The following is a 16311-nucleotide window of genomic DNA, read 5'->3' as shown; positions in this document are numbered from 1 at the left end:
TATGGGAGCTCACTGCCTCTTCTTGACCTTGAGCGTCGAGCCCTCGAGGCCTACTACTATGACCTCACTGCCCTTAGGAATCTCATCGTCTGAGGTCGCCCTCCAGTACTCCCCCTCCACCACCACGAAGCCTGTCCCCCCTGGCCTGAGGTCGTCGAGAGCCCTCCCTACCTTACCGACTGGGAGGAACTCGTAAGGCCTTTTCCTCCTCACTCTGATCACCTTAAACAAGACTATGCCAAAGAAACTGCCGAGAACGAGTGATGTGCTGACTATGAAGAGCCTTAACGCGTTGATATACTCCTCCGAGGGCATGAAGCCGCTTGGGAGGTATGTGGGCAGTAGTGCGAACCCGAAGGCGAGAAGGATTATCCCGCTCACGCCGACTATCCCGAAGCCGGGAAGCACGAAGAGCTCTATAGCCAACAAGGTAGCTCCTAACACCACGAAGAAGAGGGACACTAGATTGGGGCTCAAGCCGCTCCCAACCAGCCCTAAGAAGAGGAAGAGAAGCGTCAGCGGAAGCACTGTTAGCTTGCCGCTGAGCAACGCAAATATAGTGCCTAGAAGACCTATGGTGAGCAGGACGTTAAGAACTGACGAGTTCTCGAGCAGTGAGATGAGCCTTGACCTCACACTACATGCGTAGAACTCGACGCCGGAGTCCTCGATCTCAACCCTCATAACCCTCCCGGAGACGTTGAGTTCCACTCCACGTAGGGAGTTAAGTACTGAGGCGAGGTCAGCTCCAATCAAGTCGGCCACTCTGTAGGCTAATGCCTTCTCAGCACTCACCGTGCTGGCCTTCACTACGAAGTCTCTGATGAGGGACTCGTTCCTCCCTCTCAGCCTAGCGTAGGCAAGCGCCTTCTCAACGACCGGGTTGATGACCTTTGACTCGTTGATGAATTGAATTTCCCCCGTAACTGGGTTGATCATGACCGGCTGCATAGCGCCTATGATCGATGATGGATGAAGAGCAACCACGTTAGCAGGGATGATTATCAGGGTTCCGGCGCTCAACGCCTTGCCCCCGCTCACGTAGGCTATGGTCAGGGTCTTGGAATTACTTACAGCGTCTCCTATGGTGTAGGCGGCGTCCAGGTAGCCGCCGTAACTGTTGACTAAGTATATGAAGGCCTTCCCCTCGCTCTCAGCTCTGCTCAACGCCCCGACAAAACACTCCTTAACACCGTCATCCACGACATCCCACGGCGGCTCTATGCTGACCGCAATAGCTCTCCTAACAACGTCCACACCCTGAAAGGCGAGTTGGTTCTCGACTTCGAGACCCCTCAACTCGGTCGGGACGATGGTCATGAGTAGAATCAGGATTGCCAAACACACATTAAAGTAAAAAACAATGCTTCTGTACGTACACACCCCCTACCTACTGAGTCTCTCGCTCCTTAAATGCTTTATACATGGCGGCAGTTCTGCCTAAGTCCGTTGCCCCCGTCTCCGTCACGACCACCAACGCCTTCTCCCTAGCTATCTCCATCAAAGTCTGGAGCTCCCTGAGCCTGAGGGCTGTCGGGTGACCTTCATACATAGCCGCCGCCTCAGCCAGGACTGCGGACGCCTGCTTCTCCCCCTCAGCCTCGATGACTCTGGCTCTCCTCCACCTCTCAGCCTCGGCCTGCTTGGCCATCGCCCTCATCAACTCCTCAGGCAACTCAACTGACTTCAGGGTCACTGCGGTGACCTTAATTCCCCAGGACATGGCGGTCTCATCAATTATGTCCTGGATCCTCTTGTTTAGCTCATCCCTCTTCTGAAGTAGGTCGTCGAGATCGACCTGGCCTATCACGTCCCTCAAGACTGTCTGGCCAAGCATCATTATCGAGTAGTGGTAGTTGCTTACCCTAGTTATAGCAGCCACGGGATCCACCGCCCTGTAATAAATGACTGCATCGACCTTCACACTAACATTATCCCTCGTTATGATCTCCTGCTTAGGCACATCCACCGTAACCACCCTCAAGTCTACCTTCATCAGATTGTCGACAAACGGTATAATCACTATGAGTCCTGGACCCTTAGCCCCGACCAGCCTCCCGAGTCTGAAGACCACTGCCCTCTCATACTCCCGAATTATCTTTATGCTTGCATTTAGCAGGGCAACTATTATCACAAGCACTACTAGAAGAACTATTATAGTTCCTACATCAATCACTACACCAACACCTCAATTACTTAAGCGCTACGAGATATTTAAGCAGGTTCTGAAGTGATTAACACAGGGTGATGGGGGTAGTCGGGGGTAGGTCAAGAGGGTATAGGGCGGAGAGGGAGTTGGTGCACACGCTGTGGAGGCTCGGCTTCGCCGTCATGAGGGCCCCCGCAAGCGGCGCCAGGATAAGGAAGGCAGAATACCCAGACATCGTCGCAATAATGAATGGCAAGGTTGCCGTGTTTGAGGTCAAGTCCAGAGCCAAACCCGCCGGCATCTACGTGGACGGAGAGCAGGTAAGGAAGTTGCTGGACTTCGCCGCGAGGGCCGGCGGAGTTCCCTACATAGCTGTCAGGATTCCCCATAGGGAGTGGAAGTTCATCAGAGTGGACGTTAGGAGTGAGGATATCGGGAGCACCTACAAAGTAGGTAGGGAAGATCTGGAGAACGCTCCAGGGATTGCCGGAGTTCTCGCAGACTTAGGACTGATGAAGACCCTTAAGGACTACACTACCATCATGCAGGACGACCGGTCTGAGGAGTCGTCCTGAAACGAATTCATCACGCTTATAAGTTAATTGATGTATTGACTGTTCAGGGTGTTGGCGTTGCTGAATACGGTGCTTCTAGTTATCCTCACAGCCCTCGCTCCAGTATCTGAGGTGAGAGGGGCTATACCCCTAGCGTACATCCTCGCGCCCGATGACCATAGTAAGTGGGTGATGGTCGCTCTGGCGGTCGGGTGTAATGCTCTGTTGCCATTCGTGCTTCTTAACCTCCTACAGTTTGTTGAAGATATTCTCCTTAAGTCGAGTGACGGCCTTCTCGAGGGTCTGGCGCGGGTCTACATGCGGCTGGTTAGCAGGGCTAGGATGCAGGGTGCTAAGTACTTGAGGAGGTGGGGATATCTGGGGCTCGCGGTTTTCGTCGCGATCCCACTCCCGGCCACCGGGGCCTGGACAGCCTCCCTCGTAGCTCACGTCTTTGGACTCAATAAGCTGAAGTCCTCACTTGCTATAGTGGTCGGGGTCCTTGTGGCATCAGCTATAGTGATCCTAGCGTTGGAGGGAATAATTACTGCGGTAAACACGTTCTGACCCTCTTCCGCGTCCGAAGGATTGTGTTCCTCCGTCCTCATTGGTTCGTGATTTATATTGAGTGTAGAAGAGGGCTAGTCAGGGGTGTCGTTGTGAGAGTTGCTCTCGTCCTAGCGGGCGAGGGCAGTGTATATGGAAGTAGCTTCGGCTTTACAGTGCCTCCCTTAGCCGCGGCCTACCTGGCGGCGGTGACTGTGGAGAGGGGGGTCGGCGTGAGATTCTTCGACTCTGTTGCTCGTCAACAGGACCTGAGGACCCTGGCTCTGGAAGTTACCTCATATGACCCAGACATGGTGGGTTTCCTCATGAACACCTCGGCAAGCCATAAAGCCAGCGTCGGGTTGGGCAGAGTTCTTAAGAGGGTGTGCGGTTCCTTAATAATTGCGGGTGGCCATCACGCCACATTTACATACCCTATACTGCTGAGGGAAGGTTTCGATGTGGTCGTGGTTGGGGAGGGTGAGGAGACATTCAGCGAGCTCCTTAAGGTCTATGCGGAGGGGACCTCCTTCAGGGAGGTGAGAGGACTAACCTACATGGACGGCGGTGAGGTGAGGGTCACCAAGCCTAGGAGTCCTGTGGAGGATTTGAACAGGCTACCCCTCCCGCGGTATGATGTCTTTGACCGTGCCCTCTACAGGGCCGGGCTCCTTGATCCCCACGCCAGCGTAGCCCCACTAGAGACCTCAAGGGGTTGCCCATACAACTGCGAGTACTGCTCGGCTACAAGGATGTGGGGCAGGTCCTGGAGGTTCAAGACAGCTGAGCGAGTGGTAGAGGAGCTCAAAACTATCTACAGATTAAGGTACAGATGGGTCTTCATAGTCGATGACAACTTCATAATTCCTGTCAAGAAGGTTCTTGAGGAGAAGCTCAGACTCCTGGACATGATCGCCGGCAGTTACTTGAGCAGGCTACGCTACATAATTCAGGTTAGAGCAGACTTGATCGCTAGGAATAAGTGGATTGTGAGACGCCTCCGCGACGCCGGCGTTAGGGTTGTATTCCTTGGGTTGGAGTCCGGGGACCCAGGAACCCTCAAGAAGATGAGGAAGGGCAGTAGTACGGACGTCGGTGTGGAGGCTGTTAAGTCCTTGGTGAGTGAGGGCATGATAGTCCACGCAGGCTTCATACTGGGGGCGCCTTACGAGGGCAGGAAGGGGATGCGTAAGACCCTCACCTACGCGTATGGGTTGGCTGAGTACCTGGATTCAGCGCAGTTCTCAATATATACGCCGCTCCCTGGCACGGATTCGTTCGTCAAGGCGTTGCGTGAGGGAAGTCTCTTAACACTTGACTGGAGCCTCTACGACGTCCATACGCCTGTGATGAAGACATACATGGATCCGGTGGAACTCTTCATCAGGGACAGACTGGCGTACTACACGTTCTTCCTCATTAAGAGCGTTAAACACTTCAAAAATGCCTTGAGAAGAGGGATTCGAAGGACACGGCACAGGGAGAAGGACACCTACATAGGGAATGCAGTCAGGTATGTTGTGAGGCATTTGCCGCTATATCTAAACTGGCTCGTGAAACTCCCTGAAGAAGCATTCAGAGTGAAGAAAGCACTGAAGAAGGGAGTCGACCAAGCGACGCTGGAGCTTCTCAGGAGGCTCTACGTAGCTAATCATATCGCGGCTCTTAAAAACTTACCTAGCGGTCAGTCCTCAGTTTAGGGATCTACGTTGGCTGCCAGCCTCTCACTCTCATAACGTATGCCCTTCACATGAGACCCAAAACGGTTTCACTAGACGTAGTACTAATTAACGCGGTTGAGAGAGTTACATCAATGGGGTGAGGGGTTGACGCAGGATGCCGGTGCTGAGGTTAGTGATTGAAGGGATTGTGCAGGGCGTCGGCTTCAGACCGTTCCTCCACAGACTGGGCATCAGACTTGGCGTGAGGGGCTACCTGAGGAACGTAGGGGGGTCGGAGGTAGAGGTGGTTATTGAGGGCGACTGGAGCGTCCTCTCCAAGTTTATCGAGGGTTTAATGAGAGAGAGGCCGCCAGTAGCGCGCGTTGAGGGCATGGAGGTAGAGCTGATTGAAGGCCCTGGTGGTTTTCAAGACTTCACCATAGTGGAGAGCGATGTGAGAGCGTTAAGGAGATCTATGATACCTCCAGACTTCGCCATATGCGATGATTGCCTGAAGGAGGTTCTGAACTCAAGCGACAGGAGGTATAGGTATGCCTTCAACTCGTGTGCGTGGTGCGGCCCCCGGTTCACAATGATATACAGAATCCCCTACGACAGGGAGAACACGTCGATGAGTAAGTACAGACTATGCAATAAATGCCTCAGTGAGTACCGGGACGTCGAGAATCTGAGGAGATACCACGCGCAGGGGATAAGTTGCCCTGAAGACGGCCCTAAACTATGGCTCACCGACAGCCTCGGCAGTAAGGTAGTGGTGGAGGACCCGGTTAAGGAGGCCGCCAAGCTGATTGATGAGGGCTACATAGTGGCGGTTAAAGGGGTCGGTGGGTACCACGTGGCGGCACTGGCCAGCGACGACGAGGTAGTGCTTGAGCTGAGGAGGAGGAAGGAGAGGCCAACCAAACCTTTCGCAGTTATGGGTTTGGACGTTCAAGTCCTCAGCAGGCTGGTCGTGATCGGCGAGGAGGCGAGAGAATTCCTGGAGTCCCCTGAAAGACCAATCCTGTTACTCCCGAAGAGGGAGGATACGCCAGTCTCCAAGCACGTGTCGCCTGGGATGGACGTGGAGGGAGTGTTCACACCCTACACAGCCCTCCATTACCTGCTTCTGCTAGAGACCAGGGACAAGTTCCTCATAATGACCAGCGGCAACCCTAAGGGGCAACCGATGTGTGTCAGCGAAGAGTGTGTGTATGGGAAGCTCGGCAAGGTTGTGGACTACGTCCTGACTCACGACAGGGAGATCGTGAACAGGGCGGACGACTCGGTCGTCCGGTTCACGGACGGTGTTCCAGTCCTCCTCAGAAGGGGGAGGGGTTACGCGCCAACCTGGATCAAACTCGGGGCCAGGCTTCCGAAGAACGTCGTGGCGTTCGGGGCCGAGCTTCAGTCCGCAGGGGCAGTAGGTTTTGAGGACAAGGTTGTCTTGACTCAATATATAGGGGATGCTGACGACCTCGATACTCTTGAGGACCTCTCGAAATACCTGAAGTACCTAATCACTAACTACAGGGTTGAGGTCAACAGGTCAGTTGTGGTCATTGATAAGCATCCTCAATACAATTCCAGCAGGTTGGGCAGGTTCTTCGCCGCGGAGCACGGGCTGAAGGTCCTCGAGGTCCAGCATCACTATGCTCACGCACTAGCCACTATGGCTGACAGGAACATCCTCGGCAGGTCGGCTTTAGCTATAGTGGTTGACGGGGTTGGGTATGGTGACGACGGTGGTGTTTGGGGTGGGGAGGTCTTCATCATAAACGAGGATTTGAGTTACACGAGGTCGGGTCACTTAAGCTACCTCCCCCTAATAGGGGATGAGGCTACTTACAGACCTGCCAGGTACTTGACGTCGAGCATGTTGACCTTCATGGATCCTGAGGAGGTGAAGGAGCTGGCGTCCAGGCTGGGCTTTCTGAGAGGGCTGAGGAACTTTGATGAGATTGACCTGCTTCACACGTTAATTAGACGTGGTGAATATGTTAAATCCTCATCAACCGGGAGGTTCCTCGACGCGGTCTCAGCTCTTACAGGCGTCTGCTACCTGAGGACGTACGAGGGCGAGCCAGCGATAGCTCTTGAAGCATCATGCAGGAGCGGGACAGTTGATGAGGAACTACTCAGTGGGTTCAAGATCCTACGGAGTGACGGCATGTACGTGGTGGATGTAAAACAGTTCATTGAACAAGCTGTCAGCAGACTACTGGATTCCGGCGGGAACTCAAGAGTTAAGGCCTGCGTCGGTCTGACGTCGCAGTACGGCCTCGGGTTGGCGTTAGGGAGGATCGCGTCTAAACTCATCGACGAGGGCTCAGCAAACCCCGACGTGGTGGTGTTGGGCGGCGGGGCCTCCGTCAACGACTACATTGTGAAGGGAGTTAAGGAAGTGCTCAGGGAGTTCGGCATAACTGCACTACTGCCTTCCAGGACACCGCCGAATGACGGTGGACTGCCGCTGGGTCAGGTTGCGGCAACACTGGTGCTGAGGCAGTGATGAGATGTCTGCAGATCTAGTGCGCAATCGCTTTTAAACTCGGCCATGTTTATAATGGGGGAAGGGAGGTTTAAGCATCATGGAGCGGGTAAAAATAGTTAAGTACTCGCCTTGGCTAGTGCACTTCAATACCGGTGCATGTAACGGATGCGATATCGAGGTCCTTGCATCAATAACCCCGCACTACGACCCTGAGAGGTTCGGCGTCAAGCTAGCGCCGTCCGTGAGGCACGGCGACGTGTTGGTTGTAACGGGTGCCGTGACTAAGAAAGCTGCTGAGAGGTTGAAGAGGCTCTACGAACAGATGCCTGAGCCTAAGTTCGTTGTGGCTGTGGGGGCATGCGCCTCCTCCGGTGGGGTTTTCTCCGGCTCATACCCCGTCGTTGGCGGGGCTGACAAAGTCGTTAAGGTCGACATGTACGTGCCTGGATGCCCGCCCAGGCCGGAGGCGATACTTGACGGCGTCCTCAAGCTTCTGAGGAAGCTGAATGATGGTGATGGCAGTGAGTCTGAATCTAAGTGAGTTGTTGAAGGACCTCATCACGTCGTCTTACGTGATGAGGCCCAATAGGGTGGTGCTGGAGGTCGACTCGGGCAGTGTTAGGGATTTACTCACCAGACTTGTTAGTACGGTGGGTGAGGACTCGCTGTATATTGCGACTATTGAGGGGACTGACCTCCCTGAGAAGGGCCTGATAAGACTAGACTACTTCATAAATGTGTTCAAACACGACCTCTACGTAGTAGTCAGGACTTACCTGCCTAGGGAGAGGCCGGTGATCCAGACCCTCATCGACTTGATGCCGGGAGCGCTGGCCGGCGAGCTGGAGGCCCACGATCTCCTGGGAGTGCTCTTTGAGGGTAATGCATACATGAGGAGGTCTTTCTTCATCCCCGAGGACGTCTCGTCTAAGGGGATCTACCCGCTAAGGAAGGACTCGGGTGTCTAGGATGGGTGAGGTAACTCACGTGGTGGAGATACCGCTGACTGTTGAGATACCTGTGGGACCTCAGCATCCCGCACTTCACGAGCCGTTGCTCCTCAAGCTCCACGCTGACGGAGAGAGGGTAGTTAAGGTTGATGTGATAACAGGCTATAACCACCGTGGAATTGAGAAGCTTGCCGAGAAGAACTCATTCTACAGGGATATATTCATAGTTGGCCGTGTGTGCGGCATATGTAACACGGTTCACGCCAACTGCTACGTCAGGGCCCTGGAGCAGATCCTCGACGTGGATCCGCCGCCCAGAGCAAAGTACCTAAGGGTCCTGGCGATGGAGCTTGAGAGGATACACAGTCACATGCTCATACTAGCGATCGCAGCCGAGCTGGCGGGGTACGAGACGCTCTTCATGTACGTGATGAAGGACAGGGAGCCTGTCATGAAGGCTAAGGAGATGCTTACTGGGCAGAGGGTTCTGGCGGATTACATGATGGTTGGCGGGGTTAGAAGAGATGTCGATGAAGTGAAGATCTCAAGGATAATGGACGTGGTGTCGAGGGTGGAGGAGAGGGTCAAGTACTATCACAGAGTCTTCCAGGAGGACGCGACCATTAACAAGAGGTTGAGGGATGTGGGGAGGATAAAGCCGCGGGACATAGTCGCGCACTCGCTAGTAGGCCCGATAGCCAGAGGCTCTGGGGTGAGGACCGACATCAGGGCGCAGGACAGGTACGACGCTTACGGGGAAATACCGTTCAACGTCATAACCGAGGACTACGGGGATAGTTATGCAAGGGCGATGGTCAGGTTTGGAGAGCTCTATGAGTCGATAAACATGGTCAAGTACATCCTGACTCACCTACCTCAAGGCAATCCCGTCCCAGACGAGAAGAAGCTTCCCAGAAGATTCCCAGCTGGGGAGACCTACACGGCTGTGGAGGCCCCCCGAGGTGAGCTGACCTACTACGTGAGTAGCTCAGGTGGTGACAAGCCCTACAGAGTGAAGATAAGGACCCCTTCACTCAACAACTTGGTTAACTCGGCCTTCGCCTACATTGATCAAATGATCGCCGACGTCCCTATAATTCTAGGGAGCTTTGATCCATGCATATCTTGCATGGAGAGGGCAGTAGTTACGAATCTTAGAAGCGGGGTGAGGTATTCAATACCCCTTAAGAAGCTTGGAGGTGCGAGTGAGTGAGGCCTGCCCTACTTAAAGAGATAGTTAGAGGCATCTTCAGCAGGCCTGTGACCATTCAATACCCAAAGGAGCAGACGATCATAGAGCCTGACTTTAGAGGGAGGCAGTACGCTGACCTGAGGAAGTGTGTGGGTTGCTCCCTCTGTGCTGTGGAGTGCCCCTCCAACGCGATAACCATGACGAAAATACCTGATGGATATGAGGTCCCGAAGACGAACGCGAGGAAGATCTATCCTGTGATCAACTACTTTAAATGCGTTTTTTGCTACAGGTGTGTGACCGTGTGTCCCACAAATGCTTACACAGTTAGCAATGATTACAGGCTAGCGTCGCCAGCCCCGACGGATTCAAGTAATCTCTCACTAAGCACAACGCCTAAAGCGGGTGGCGTGTAATGGACGTCGAGATCCTGGTTAGTGCGATCCTCTACTCGATACCGGTCTACCTGACGGCATTCACCCTCTATGCTGTGAGGGCCGTCAAGGGACCCACCATACCTGATGCCGTGTTGGCTATAGACTCTATGAGCTATGAGTTAGCGGCCTTCATAGCTGTGCTGAGTGTGCTATTCAAATCTTCTGTGTTGATTGCGGTGGCTATAGTTCTCGCGCTGTGGGTGTTCGCTCTGGACATTTACGTAGCTAAATATCTGGAGTCGAGGGAGATGGGTGAGTAGGCATGGTCGAGGACATCCTTAATCAGGTCCTCATGATGTTTGGGACCGTGATGATCGTAGTGGGAGCTGTTGCTGACTTAATAGCCTCCGTAGGATTGCTTAGATTTCCTAACTTCTTCGTCAGACTCCACGCGGCGACCGTCGGGACTATATGGGGGGCTTTCGTCCCTCTCGTCGGCGTCGCTCTCTTCGCTGCCGGCTATACTGACTTAGGTCAGTATAGGTGGTTTGTGGCTGGGGGTTCTGCCGTAACGGCATCCCTCATACTGCTCTTAGGTCCTGTAGGGTCCCACGCCCTCGCCAGAGCAGCCTATAAGTCGAGGGCTGCTGTACCCCAACCAATAATTCACGACGCCTTGGGCGAGAAACTCAAGGAGGATGAGGAGAAGTGATAGAGCTGAGCACCCTGACCTACCTCTTTATGGCTGTAACGGGCGTAATCTCCATGATCGCGACCTATCTGGCTGTCTTGGAGAAAGACCTGGTTAAGGCGGTTGTCTATTCAGCGTTGCAAAGCACGGCATATACTCTACTCTTCTACCTACTCATGGCACCAGACATATCGCTTGTCTACATCCCGGTTGCGGTTGGGCTGTACCCGGCTGTCATTCTTTTCCTAATAAAGAAGACGGAGAGGATGGAGGGTGATGAGAAATGAGGATTAGGAAGATACTCCCACTACTCAGTCTCTCGATTCTGATCCTCACGCTCTCGCTTGCATTTACCTCAGGCGCTCTTGGGTACTACTTCCCACTTCCCGGCGTCAGGATGCTGGCGTCCTGGTACCTCTACACGACGCTCAACCCACAGTTCCCGGAGTTTAGTGCTATGAGCCCTGAGGCAGTCACTGCAATAGTCTGGGACTATAGAGGGCTTGACACGTTGTTCGAAACAGCGGTGTTCTTCCTTGCAATAGTGGGCGCCCTCGCCCTGATGAGGGGGATCTCCCTCAAGAGCGTCGTTGAGAATAACACAGCTACCGTTGAGGTAGAGGGCAACGGGCTGAGCCCGATAGTCAAGACGGCGTCCAGACCGCTGACCCCGCTCATAATAGCGGTCAGTGCTTCTATAGCGCTCCACGGCCACCTGACGCCCGGCGGAGGCTTCCAGGGAGGTTCTGCAGCGGCTGTGGCGCCCCTGCTACTCTTAGTGATCTTCTCCGTCTACTTCCTCGTGAAGAGAGGCATATCGGAGAAGCCCATGCTGGTTTTGAGGACTGTTGGGTTGCTGGGAATATACGTCACAGCGTTTCTGGCTGTGATCGCTGGCCTAGTTCTCGGCGTCAACGCTTACGTCTTTCAGAATCAACCGAAGTTTGACGCACCAGTCGGGGTGCCTGCCTACGTCTTCAACACACTTTTAAGTGGAACTCTCTTCCTATTTAACCTCTTCGAGTATCTGGCGGTGGCCGGGGGCTTTACCCTGGTCTTCATACTACTCTCAATACCTGAAGAGATTGCTAGGAGTGTATTGGGTGGTGAGGAGTATGAGTGACTTGAATACATTCCTCTTCAACGTATTTCTCTTCAGCATAATAATAAACACAGGACTATCGCTCTACGGGGTCTTCGTCAGACCTAGCCTGATCAAGAAGGTGATAGCCCTGACCATATTCTCCGACAGCGCGAACGTGCTAGCGATAGCTGTAGGCTACAGAGGATGGCCGTCGCCGGATAAGCCGCCCGTACCCCCCGTCGTCACTGTGAGTGAGCCCACGCCGAGCGAGCTCCTGAGGTTTCTGGACGTGGCTGTAGACCCTCTCCCTCAAGCTCTGGTGTTGACGGCTATAGTCATAGGCCTTGCGGTCACGTTATTCCTAGTATTCCTAACCCTACAGATCTACAGACTCTACGGAACCACCGACATGAGGAAGGTGGCGAGGCTTAAGGGGTGAGTTCGATGGATTACGTAGGTAAGGTGGTTGGGGTCTTCTTCCCGGTCTTCGTGGTCTACGTGATCTTCTCGGGTTCCACGTCGCTGTATGACGTAACTACTGGGGTGGTAGTAGCTCTAGTTACGTCTGTGATAACCGCCAACTTGACTGTGAAGGATCCCCGCAAACTGCTTCAGCCACAGAGGCTTGCATGGCTTATTACGTACGCATTCAGGTACTTCTTCGTGGATGAGGTGAAGGCTCACGTGGATGTGATGAAGCGAATACTCCACCCGAGGATGCCCATAAACCCCGGCATCGTCAAGATCCCCTACGATGTAGCTAGCGACTATTCCATGCTCACCATAGCTAACTCGATAACAAACACCCCTGGCACTGTCGTTGTGGAGGTTGACCGGAGTAAGAAGGTGTTCTATGTACACTGGATAGACACCACTACGACAGAACCGGGCGAAGCAAGGAGACAGGTCTCGGAGGTTTTTGAGAGGTTCGCTCGGGTGATATTCGACTGAGGTGATGGTGGGTGAACGTCCTGAGCGTGGGTATGCTGGTTCCGTCCCTCATAGGGCTTGCATTCGTACTTCCACTCCTAGGAATGTTAGTTAAGAACGTCAGATTCTTCCACATCTACGCGTCGCTTGCGTCGCTTTACGCGTTGATCACTGCTACATACAATTTCCACCTAGTCCTTGAGGGAGGTGTTAAGGCGTATCCGTTCGGCGGCTGGTGGCCTCCGATGGGGATAAGCTATGAGGTCGATTACGTGAACGCACTCCTGGCACTTCTCACCACCTCGGTGATGTTCTTGATAACTGTCTACAGTGCCTGGTACGTCAGAGACCTTAAGGCCGCACCCTACTATTACACATTACTCCTAGGTCTGGAGGTGGGGATGCTGGGGTGCATATACACTGGCGACGCGTTCAACCTGTTCGTAATGCTCGAGGTCATGTCTATAAGTGCGTACGCGTTAGTAGGGTTCTACAGGAGCAAGCCCGAGGCCGTTGAGGCGGCCATCAAGTACGGACTCTTCGGTGCTGTAGCAACCACCCTCTACTTTATAGGACTTGTATTCATCTACGCGTCTTTCGGAACACTCAACATGGCGGATCTCATTAATAAAGTGACGTTCGGCTACAACACAGCTTCAGGACCATATTATGGCCAGGTCTATGCCGCCACCGCAGTGGCTCTAGCACTCTCACTCTGGACCTTCACATTTAAGTCAGCGATATTCCCCAACCACTTCTGGTTGCCTGATGCGCACCCGGAAGCTCCCACACCAGTCTCGGCAGCTCTCTCAGGACTTGTGGTTAACGTGGGGGTCTATGCGGTCTTCAGATTCATGTACACTATATTTAACCCTTACTCGGCGGTAGTGGGCTTGAGGGACATGATGTTACTGACCACCCTAGTCTTGGGGATCGCATCGGGGTTTGTAGGGGCATTTATGATGGCGGTCCAAGACGATATAAAGAGACTGCTAGCCTACTCAACCGTCAGCCACCTAGGGTTAGTGCTCGCAGGACTCTCAATAGGGATGACCACTGTAGCCGCTCCCGGCACACCGGCCTACATTGACGGGCTTTCAGGTGCCCTCTATCACCTCATAAATCACAGTTTAGGTAAGTCCCTCCTCTTCCTCGCCTCCGGCGTTGTCATATTCATGGCTGGGGGCAGCAGGAGGCTTGATGAACTCGGAGGTCTTGTGAGGAGGAATCCGTTGCTGGCATTCGTCCTGATGGTAGGGGTATTGCAGTTACTTGGGGTTCCACCCTTCGGCGGCTTCTTCAGTAAGTATCTCCTCTACTCATCTTTCATGGAGGCTGGGATGCCCTACATAGCGGTCCTCATCAACGCTATCTCGGCAGTCTCGCTACTAGGTTACGTAAGGCTACTTTACGCTGTACTCTTCAAGACGTCTAAAGTTCAGGACCTTCCCAAGGTTGGCCTAATACCGATTGCTGTCCTCCTGACACTTGCAGCCGCGTGCATAGCCACTGGACTCCTCTCAGGAGTTCTGATTGACTGGCTTCAGACGGTAGTCAACGGGGCTACTTCCCTGCAGGGCATCTACAACTACTGGATTCAGGGATACTATTTATTCTGGGGTGGGTGAGTAGGAATGGAAGTTCTCATACTGGATCCCGCGTCAGCCACGCTCCTACTAAGCAGTGCTTTGGTGTTGACCGCGGCCACGATGTACCTGGCCTACGCAACTTTATCCAGGAGGGACAGGCCGAGCAGTGAGGAGTACGGCGAGGCCTACATAGGAGGTGAGCCGAAGACCGTGGTCAGATCTCTCGACGTACCGGTTCGTAACCTCTTCTGGGGGCTCGTGTGGGGCGCTGGACGCAGACTCTACAATTATCTGAGAGACAGGATGCATAGTGGAGTGATGAATGAGTGGAGTGTCTACATGATTACGTATATCGGTGCGCTCTCACTGATGGCACTCATATACTTCATTAGCATGAGGTGATGAGCGGTGGATGTGACAACTATTTTAGTGCTTCTGGTGGAGGTCCTGCTGTTCCCCGGTCTCCTGGGGCTGTGGGTTATGTCCATGTTTAGTGAGTGGTGGGTCAGAAAACTGTTCGCCAGATCTCAGAGGAGGATGGGGCCCTCCTATGTGGGCCCTATCGGAGTCCTGCAGCCCTTCGCGGACTTCATTAAACTCCTACTAGTTAAGACAGAGCCTAACTATAAGTATGGTAGCATCTCAGTAGCCCGTGCCTTCGGTTGCCTGGGGTTGGGAGCGGTGGTGGCCTCACTCCTCCTACTACCTATAGCCCCGCTCAGCATAGCAGCTAAATTCGACGTGATACTCCTGGTCTACCTTTTGGGCGTGTGGGTTGCGATCTCAGAACTCGTGATGGCTACGTCGTTGCTGAATCCCTTCGCAGTCAAGGGGGTCTCAAGACTCACAACCATACTTGCAGTTGCTGAACCCGCCTTCTTCACCGCTGTCCTGACGCCTGCCTATCTCTCTCACCGGGTGGCAGAGCCCGCCTTCTCGGTCAAGGCTGCGGTGGATGCAGCATGGGGGTTATGGACTAACCCGCTGACAGCGGTCCCGATGTTCCTGGCTACGGTGGCTGCCCTAATAGCTCTCCAGTCAAAGCTCATGCTACCGCCGTTCAACATACCTGAGGCCGAGCAGGAGCTGATAGCAGGCGTTGCAACAGAGTTCAGCGGCCCGCTCCTCGCAATATTCAACTTCCTCCACGACGCCGACCTTTACGCATTATCTCTAGTGGTTACGTACCTCCTCCTTGGAGGACCACACCCCTTCATCGGGAATCCAGTCGCAGGAATCGTTGCGGTCGTGATCAAGTACCTCGCAGTCCTCACCATCATAACGCTGATCAAGTCATCCTTCGGGAGGTTCAGAGTGGAGCAGGGAGTGAAGACTCTAGTCAGGTATGCGTTGCTCCCAGCAGTGCTAGCCATAGTCATTTCGACAGTCTTGAATCAGTTAATGTTAGCGTGACCCGCTCTCGGCATCACGGCCTGCCTCAGAACATTCCCTCCACAGATCAAGAACCATCCTAGCGAGGCCCTCCACCACCTCCTGAACCCTCTCACTCAGCCCCTCACCCAGACTAAGATCCCTCGCTACAATGCCCAGGACAAGAACATCCCTCAGTAATCCTTCACTCCTCAGCACCTCTACTACGAACTTAACGGGGATAGAGTGCGTTGTGACTAGGAACATTCTCTCATCGTCGACTGACTTCAAGTCCGTAAGTATGTAGTCAACGTTCTCGTCCTCCCCCTTGAGAGATATCATGGCATCGACTAAGACCGCCTTCCTGACCAGCGCCTCCTCAACAACTGACGCGCAATTCTCAAGACCGAACTCACACTTTACGAGCCTTTCCTTAGGGAACCCGCCTGACTCAAGAATGTCGCAGAAACGTAGACCGGCAGCATCATCCCTCCTCAACTCAGTCCCTATGCAGAGAAAGAAGTAATCACTGCATACCAGGCCCTTAAGAGGAGCTCCAGAAGCGCTGTGCAACACACCACCCAAGTTTAAGTATTGCTCCATAACCTCATAAACCTTACACCACATTAACTACGCGATAGTAAATGATCGGGGAGTGACAACAAAGGTACTTACCCAGTGAACTTGTTTGATAACTACATTCATAGTTTGAATAGGCATTAA

General features: G+C 53.6%; 20 protein-coding genes. 17 read left to right on the top strand and 3 right to left on the bottom strand.

The features are described from left to right. Nucleotides 1-9: 9 nt before the first annotated feature. Together QW772_07865 and QW772_07860 are read right to left on the bottom strand one after the other, a co-directional pair. Nucleotides 10-1383, bottom strand: coding sequence for an NfeD family protein (locus QW772_07865; GenBank protein MEM0038824.1), 1374 nt, complete (start codon nucleotides 1381-1383; stop codon nucleotides 10-12). Between the two features lie 7 nt (nucleotides 1384-1390). After that, a complete protein-coding gene (locus tag QW772_07860) occupies nucleotides 1391-2173 on the bottom strand; it encodes a slipin family protein (protein ID MEM0038823.1) in 783 nt (260 codons plus the stop codon). A gap of 74 nt (nucleotides 2174-2247) precedes the next feature. Between QW772_07860 and hjc the strand changes: the two genes are divergently transcribed. The 17 genes from hjc to QW772_07775 all read left to right on the top strand — a co-directional run bounded on the left by hjc (nucleotide 2248) and on the right by QW772_07775 (nucleotide 15630). Then, entirely contained in the window at nucleotides 2248-2724 is a 477-nt protein-coding gene (gene hjc, locus QW772_07855; protein ID MEM0038822.1) for a Holliday junction resolvase Hjc, read from the top strand. A 48-nt stretch (nucleotides 2725-2772) separates the two neighbouring features. Further along, entirely contained in the window at nucleotides 2773-3270 is a 498-nt protein-coding gene (locus tag QW772_07850) for a small multi-drug export protein (GenBank protein ID MEM0038821.1), read from the top strand. A 92-nt stretch (nucleotides 3271-3362) separates the two neighbouring features. After that, the gene (locus QW772_07845; GenBank protein ID MEM0038820.1) at nucleotides 3363-4949 is read left to right on the top strand and encodes a radical SAM protein; all 1587 of its coding nucleotides are present in this window, start codon (nucleotides 3363-3365) and stop codon (nucleotides 4947-4949) included. 136 nt (nucleotides 4950-5085) lie between these two features. Further along, nucleotides 5086-7422 carry a carbamoyltransferase HypF gene (hypF, locus tag QW772_07840; GenBank protein MEM0038819.1) on the top strand — a complete coding sequence of 779 codons (2337 nt, stop codon included), beginning with the start codon at nucleotides 5086-5088 and terminating at the stop codon, nucleotides 7420-7422. Between the two features lie 79 nt (nucleotides 7423-7501). Further along, a complete protein-coding gene (locus QW772_07835) occupies nucleotides 7502-7945 on the top strand; it encodes an NADH-quinone oxidoreductase subunit B family protein (protein ID MEM0038818.1) in 444 nt (147 codons plus the stop codon). Next, nucleotides 7926-8372: an NADH-quinone oxidoreductase subunit C gene (locus QW772_07830; GenBank protein MEM0038817.1), complete on the top strand. Its 447-nt coding sequence runs from the start codon at nucleotides 7926-7928 to the stop codon at nucleotides 8370-8372. The genes QW772_07835 and QW772_07830 overlap by 20 nt, the downstream gene beginning before the upstream one ends. A gap of 1 nt (nucleotide 8373) precedes the next feature. Beyond that, nucleotides 8374-9567 carry a nickel-dependent hydrogenase large subunit gene (locus tag QW772_07825; protein MEM0038816.1) on the top strand — a complete coding sequence of 398 codons (1194 nt, stop codon included), beginning with the start codon at nucleotides 8374-8376 and terminating at the stop codon, nucleotides 9565-9567. Next, the gene (locus tag QW772_07820; protein ID MEM0038815.1) at nucleotides 9564-9962 is read left to right on the top strand and encodes a 4Fe-4S binding protein; all 399 of its coding nucleotides are present in this window, start codon (nucleotides 9564-9566) and stop codon (nucleotides 9960-9962) included. Before QW772_07825 ends, QW772_07820 begins: the two co-directional genes overlap by 4 nt. Beyond that, the gene (locus tag QW772_07815) at nucleotides 9962-10243 is read left to right on the top strand and encodes a monovalent cation/H+ antiporter complex subunit F (GenBank protein MEM0038814.1); all 282 of its coding nucleotides are present in this window, start codon (nucleotides 9962-9964) and stop codon (nucleotides 10241-10243) included. Before QW772_07820 ends, QW772_07815 begins: the two co-directional genes overlap by 1 nt. Nucleotides 10244-10245: 2 nt before the next feature. Next, nucleotides 10246-10635: a monovalent cation/H(+) antiporter subunit G gene (mnhG, locus tag QW772_07810; GenBank protein MEM0038813.1), complete on the top strand. Its 390-nt coding sequence runs from the start codon at nucleotides 10246-10248 to the stop codon at nucleotides 10633-10635. Then, nucleotides 10632-10901, top strand: a complete 270-nt coding sequence (locus tag QW772_07805) for a hydrogenase subunit MbhD domain-containing protein (protein MEM0038812.1) — start codon at nucleotides 10632-10634, stop codon at nucleotides 10899-10901. Before mnhG ends, QW772_07805 begins: the two co-directional genes overlap by 4 nt. Next, nucleotides 10898-11737 carry a Na(+)/H(+) antiporter subunit B gene (locus QW772_07800; GenBank protein ID MEM0038811.1) on the top strand — a complete coding sequence of 280 codons (840 nt, stop codon included), beginning with the start codon at nucleotides 10898-10900 and terminating at the stop codon, nucleotides 11735-11737. Before QW772_07805 ends, QW772_07800 begins: the two co-directional genes overlap by 4 nt. Further along, a complete protein-coding gene (locus QW772_07795; protein MEM0038810.1) occupies nucleotides 11730-12137 on the top strand; it encodes a sodium:proton antiporter in 408 nt (135 codons plus the stop codon). Before QW772_07800 ends, QW772_07795 begins: the two co-directional genes overlap by 8 nt. 5 nt (nucleotides 12138-12142) lie before the next feature. Further along, nucleotides 12143-12649 (top strand): Na+/H+ antiporter subunit E, encoded by a 507-nt coding sequence (locus QW772_07790; GenBank protein MEM0038809.1) that lies wholly within the window; start codon nucleotides 12143-12145, stop codon nucleotides 12647-12649. Nucleotides 12650-12660: 11 nt separating this feature from the next. Continuing rightward, nucleotides 12661-14256, top strand: coding sequence for a proton-conducting transporter membrane subunit (locus QW772_07785; GenBank protein MEM0038808.1), 1596 nt, complete (start codon nucleotides 12661-12663; stop codon nucleotides 14254-14256). Nucleotides 14257-14262: 6 nt separating this feature from the next. Beyond that, entirely contained in the window at nucleotides 14263-14619 is a 357-nt protein-coding gene (locus QW772_07780) for a hypothetical protein (GenBank protein ID MEM0038807.1), read from the top strand. Nucleotides 14620-14625: 6 nt separating this feature from the next. Then, a complete protein-coding gene (locus QW772_07775) occupies nucleotides 14626-15630 on the top strand; it encodes a complex I subunit 1 family protein (GenBank protein MEM0038806.1) in 1005 nt (334 codons plus the stop codon). Here the strand turns inward: QW772_07775 and QW772_07770 are convergent. Further along, nucleotides 15622-16164: a hydrogenase maturation protease gene (locus QW772_07770; protein MEM0038805.1), complete on the bottom strand. Its 543-nt coding sequence runs from the start codon at nucleotides 16162-16164 to the stop codon at nucleotides 15622-15624. The two genes, QW772_07775 and QW772_07770, sit on opposite strands and share 9 nt — an antisense overlap. Between the last annotated feature and the right edge of the window lie 147 nt (nucleotides 16165-16311).

Origin of the sequence: Zestosphaera sp. (assembly GCA_038727705.1) — an archaeon.
In the GTDB taxonomy this organism is placed as follows: Archaea; Thermoproteota; Thermoprotei_A; order Sulfolobales; family NBVN01; genus Zestomicrobium.
Note: the sequence above shows the minus strand (reverse complement) of the source record. Positions and strands in the feature narration are given on the sequence as shown.